The sequence below is a fragment of the Pseudomonas sp. K5002 genome, from assembly GCF_013386655.1.
Classification (GTDB): Bacteria; Pseudomonadota; Gammaproteobacteria; order Pseudomonadales; family Pseudomonadaceae; genus Aquipseudomonas.
In genome coordinates this window covers 1-4,615 of the sequence record NZ_JACARK010000766.1, presented here as the reverse complement: position 1 = coordinate 4,615, position 4,615 = coordinate 1, and the positions used below count along the sequence as shown (strand labels likewise).

At 59.9% G+C, this 4,615-nt stretch carries 5 protein-coding genes; 2 read left to right on the top strand and 3 right to left on the bottom strand.

The genetic code is table 11. From position 1 onward, the window contains the following. Positions 1–337, bottom strand: a 337-nt coding sequence (locus tag HX846_RS28090; RefSeq protein ID WP_178966537.1) for an ATP-binding cassette domain-containing protein, incomplete at its 3' end; no start/stop codon positions are given. Between the two features lie 363 nt (positions 338–700). Here HX846_RS28090 and HX846_RS28085 point away from each other — a divergent pair. After that, positions 701–1,453, top strand: coding sequence for a TetR/AcrR family transcriptional regulator (locus HX846_RS28085; protein WP_003211721.1), 753 nt, complete (start codon positions 701–703; stop codon positions 1,451–1,453). Between the two features lie 230 nt (positions 1,454–1,683). Here HX846_RS28085 and HX846_RS28080 read toward each other — a convergent pair whose 3' ends face one another. Then, positions 1,684–2,529, bottom strand: coding sequence for an alpha/beta fold hydrolase (locus HX846_RS28080; protein ID WP_178966536.1), 846 nt, complete (start codon positions 2,527–2,529; stop codon positions 1,684–1,686). A gap of 105 nt (positions 2,530–2,634) precedes the next feature. Here HX846_RS28080 and HX846_RS28075 point away from each other — a divergent pair, with 105 nt between their 5' ends. Then, on the top strand, positions 2,635–3,498 hold the full coding sequence (locus HX846_RS28075) for a LysR family transcriptional regulator (protein WP_177068023.1): 864 nt from the start codon (positions 2,635–2,637) through the stop codon (positions 3,496–3,498). Here HX846_RS28075 and HX846_RS28070 read toward each other — a convergent pair whose 3' ends face one another. After that, positions 3,499–4,560 carry an FUSC family protein gene (locus HX846_RS28070; RefSeq protein WP_003211716.1) on the bottom strand — a complete coding sequence of 354 codons (1,062 nt, stop codon included), beginning with the start codon at positions 4,558–4,560 and terminating at the stop codon, positions 3,499–3,501. Positions 4,561–4,615: the final 55 nt, after the last annotated feature.

Genomic DNA, 4,615 nt, shown 5'->3' with positions numbered 1-4,615 from the left:
TGTCCAGGGCACTGAGGCGTGGCAGCAGGTTGAAACTCTGGAAGACGAAACCGATCTGCTGATTGCGGATCGCGGCCAGTTGATCGGGGCTGGCGCTGAAGATGTCATGGCCGGCAAAGCGGTACTGGCCGCAGTCGGGCAAATCCAGCAGGCCGAGAATATTGAGCAGGGTACTTTTGCCGGAGCCGGAGGCGCCGAGGATGCCGCAGCTGTCACCGGTTTCGATGGCCAGGCATACATCATTGAGAATCGACAGGTGTTGACCGGCCAGCTGATAGCTTTTGCCGATGCCTTGCAAGGAGATAAAGCCTGGGTGCGCGGGGGTATCTGTCATCATGACTACGCCTGCAGCCTCGACAGCGCCGTGCTTCCCCCGAAAATCCTTGTAACAAGTTCAGGAGCTGCCTGGTACACGTCACGGACTGGTTTTATTTCTTGTTTTTAAAATATTGTTTGAATACTAACCGCGATCCAGCCGTTCCGCCAGCCATGGATATAGAGCGGTTTTACCCTTTGAAACGATTCTTCAAAGGGACGTTTCCGGCGCTGAAAAAATCCATCAGCTACCCTCAATGAGCCCGTTGCTGTTGGCTTTGAATAGTATGGCGCTGTGTCACTACTTGCTTTCAGGCAGCGGCCCCGGTATAAAAAATCAAATTAATTTTTAAAACAATATTTCCGCAGTGGAACCCCAATCCCTATGGTCGCGAAGAAACTCAGCGCTCCAAACGTTACCAAGACCCGATTGCTGGATGCGACAGAGGCTCTTTTCATCAAATACGGCTATGACGCTGTTTTGTTGCGGCAGATAACCGAGAGGGCCCAGGTCAATCTCGCTGCGGTGAATTACCACTTCGGGGACAAGGACTCCCTGATGAAAACCCTGCTGATGCAGCGCCTGGAGCCGCTCAACGAGCAGCGCCTGGAGTTGCTCGCCCGGTGCGAAGCCGAATCCGACGGCCCGCTGGATTGCGACACCTTGCTCGGGGTGCTGTTCGCCCCGGCCATGGGCCTGGAACGCAGCGACCCGGCCAGCGGGGAAGGGCGTTCATTCATCCGGTTCCTGGGGCGGGTGTACAGCGACACGTCGCCGTTTATCCAGGAATACCTCAAGGTGCATTACCAGCCGGTGTTCCAGCGCTTCTTCGAAGCCTTCGCCCTGGCGCTTCCGGACTTGCCGCGCAACGAGCTGGGGGTGCGCCTGCAATTTGCCCTCAAGGCGATCTCCGGGGTGATGGCCGGTACCGAGCTGCGTTTGCTGATGAACTCCATGAGCCTGGGACGCCCGGCCACGGATGCCGAGGTCATGGCCAAGCTGATTACCCTGGTGTCGGCGGCGATTCGTGTGCCGCAGCAAAGTCCTGAAGCCGAAACGGCCCTGGCGCGGGTGCTCGATACCCAGCGCGCGATACGTGAGCAAGCGGCGTCGCCTGTCAACAAGGTGGCTCGTTGACCCATCAAGACCGGCTCGCAATGAGCCGGTTTGCTTCGACTCCTCTCTCCAGAAACCGTGTGGCCACTCAAATCCCGGGCAAAAAAAACCCGCTGGGGCGGCGGGTTTTTAACTACAACGTTTGTAACGGATGAGGCTTTACCCTACGTCTCTGGATGTGAATAAAACGTGAAAAATATGTAAGAGAAAGTGTGAAGTCTATTGGCTTGTGTAATCCCGACAAATGGCAGTCAGCGTTTACTGTGAACCTGGCCGATAAAGTCTACAAGGTACTCACTCACCCGTTCCGGCGCATCCTCCATCAGAAAGTGCCCGGCGTTTTGCACCACCTGCAGCACGGCCCCACGGATGTCGTTGCGCAGGCGATGTGCATAAGCCAGCGGCTGCCATTCATCTTCAGCGCCCCATAAAATCTGCACCGGCAAATCCATGCCCGGCAGGCGCTGCGCAAAATCGGCGGTATACCGCGAGTCGTAATGCGCCACCTGATGCTGGTAGAACGCTGGCTGACCGATCACGCCACTGATCGGCGCGAGGTATTCCTCCAGCAGCGCGCCCTGCATCACCCTCTTGTCGAACACCGCCATGGCCAGTTGTCGGATCATCAACGCGCGGTGTTCATCCGGTGCCATGCGTGCATGTTCGGCAAACCGCTGATGAATCCCGCGCCAAGTGGGCGATGGCCACGAGTCATAGCTGGGGGCGTCGGCGACCGTCAATGAGTGCACCCGCTGCGGGTGGTCAAGGGCAAACAGCAGCGCGTTGACGCCGCCGATGTCATGGCCCACCAGGTGCACACGCTCGAGCCCCCAGTGGTCCAGCAAATCGCCGATCAAGCGGCTTTGTACAGCCACCGAAGTATCGCCCTGGAGTGGACGCTCCGAAGCGCCGAAACCCAACAGGTCAAACAAATGGACCTGCATGCCGGCGGCAGTCAGACGCGGCACCACCCTGCGCCAGATGATGGAATGGGCGGGTGTGCCGTGCAGCAACAGCACCGGCAGCCCCTCGCCATGGCGGCCTGTGGCGATGCGCCAACCGTTGATCAGGGCGGTTTGGTTAAGCAGGGCAGTCATGACAGGTCCTCGCGGTTGATTAAGGCTTTACCCTAAAGCCCGGCTGGTCATGACGCCAATGACAACTTACTCTCTGCTAATCCTGTTTTTGTCATAGGTCTGATCATGAACCAGCGACTGCCCATCGATGTGCTGCGTGCCCTGCAAACTGTGGTCGAAACCGGTAGTGTCACCCGGGCGGCCGAGCGTTTGAACCTCAGCCAGTCGGCGGTCAGCTGGAAGATCAAGCGCCTGGAGAAACAACTCGAGCGGCCGTTGATCCAGCGCGAGGGCCAGCGCCTGGTGGCCAGTGATGATGGCGCGCAGTTGCTCGTCCACGCCCGGCGCATCATCGAGGCCCACGATGCAGCGCTGGCGCATTTCAATCCGGTGCAGTTACAAGGCTCCATCCGCCTGGGCGCCACCGAACAGGTGCCGATGGCCGAGTTGTCGAACTTGCTCGGCCAGTTTTCCCGGCAACACCGCCAGCTGGATGTGCGAATTGTGGTGGAGCAGAGCCACGTGCTTCGCCAGGCCCTGGTGGACCGTGAGCTGGACCTGGCGCTGCATCAGGATTTCATCCCGCGTATCGAAGCGCGGGACCAATTGCTGTGGACCGAACAGGTGCACTGGTGCGCCCGGCCCGGCTGGCAGCCTGCGCCTGACGAATGCGTGCGGCTGATCACCTTCGGCCCCGGCTGTTTTTACCGGCAACTGGCCCAGGAACGCCTGAGCGCCTTGGGCATTCGCTGGCAGGTGGTGGTGGAATGCGGGTCGGTGGAGGGTGTGGTATCGGCCATCGCCGCCGGGTTGGGCATCGGCCTGCTCAGCAGTGACCATCTCGACAAGCGCGTGGAAGTGTATCGCCCCTTCGACCAGCGGATGCCGCTGCCCGAAGTGGCGAACGTGTTGCGCTTTGCCGAGGACAGCCCCGAGCCCCGGTTACAGGCGTTGCAGCAGCTGTTGATACAGGCGCTGCACCGGGGCTGATCAGATTTTCCAGTGGCTGGCGCTCTTGGCCAGGCGCTGGCGCATGGCGTCAATATTGGCTGCCAGTTGCAGGGTCAATAACCGGTAACCGTCCAACGCGTTGACCACCGGCACTTCAAAGGTCTGTTCGTGGGTCGGCGTGGTGCTCGGACGTTCCAGCCGGTCGGTGGCCCCGGATTGCAACGCCCGCGCCATCCCGATCAACTGCACCCGAATCTGCCGGTGCTCGGCTTTCAACGCCACCTGCATGCGCGCCAGGGCTTCCTTGTCCCGTGGGTCGGGGCGGGTGTTGCCGAGGATCTCCAGGGTGCTGATGCACATCCGCAAATGCCGCTGCAGGGTGTCCAGCTCGGTCATGGAAATCCGCACTTCCTTGGACACCGATGGCATCAGCGAGCGTAGTTGCAGCATCGCGGCGTTCAGGCGATTCAGCAGCTTGAGGTGTTCATCATCGGTGACCGATTGGCCGCTGATGATCCGGCTATAAATCGCCGCGCAATCGCGCAAGGCACTGGCCAGGTTGTAGCGCCAGGAATACACCGCATACAGCGGCAGGGCGAAGGAAAACGCCAGGGCCAGGACGATGCCGATCAGGATGTCGACGGTGCGCCACAACCCGTCCGATATCGGATTATCGCCATGGCCCGCAACGATAAATACGGTGATGGCCGACAGCAACGCGATGTATCCGCCCTTGCCGATGGCGTGATAGGAAAAGAACCCACACACCACCGACATCAGCAAATAGGTCAAAAGTGGCTGCCCCAGATACGCCTGTTGCAGCACCAGCAGCAAACCGACGCTGGCGCCGATCAACGTGCCGTAGGCGCGCTCGACGGCTTTCTTGCCGATATTGCCGTGGTGCTGCAAACCGCCGATCACGATCAGCATCGTCACCGAGGCCCACTCACCATGGGGCAGGTTGATGCCGGTGGTGAGCAGGATCGTTGCGAGCAACCCAATGGAAACCCGCACCGCGTGGATCAACTTGGCGTGACGGTAGCGCCGGTACGGGTCCAGCAACGGACGCAGCAAGCGGCGGGCGAAGAGAGGGAGATTCATTGGTATCAGGGTAACCTCGTTGTTCAGGCTTCACTCAGTTCCAATGTGGGAGCGG

What these genes read in the sequence shown, in the direction of transcription:
- HX846_RS28085 (WP_003211721.1), top strand. Translation starts at nt 701, where the DNA reads ATGGTCGCGAAGAAACTCAGCGCTCCAAACGTTACCAAGACCCGATTG.
- HX846_RS28080 (WP_178966536.1), bottom strand. Translation starts at nt 2,529, where the DNA reads ATGACTGCCCTGCTTAACCAAACCGCCCTGATCAACGGTTGGCGCATC.
- HX846_RS28075 (WP_177068023.1), top strand. Translation starts at nt 2,635, where the DNA reads ATGAACCAGCGACTGCCCATCGATGTGCTGCGTGCCCTGCAAACTGTG.
- HX846_RS28070 (WP_003211716.1), bottom strand. Translation starts at nt 4,560, where the DNA reads ATGAATCTCCCTCTCTTCGCCCGCCGCTTGCTGCGTCCGTTGCTGGAC.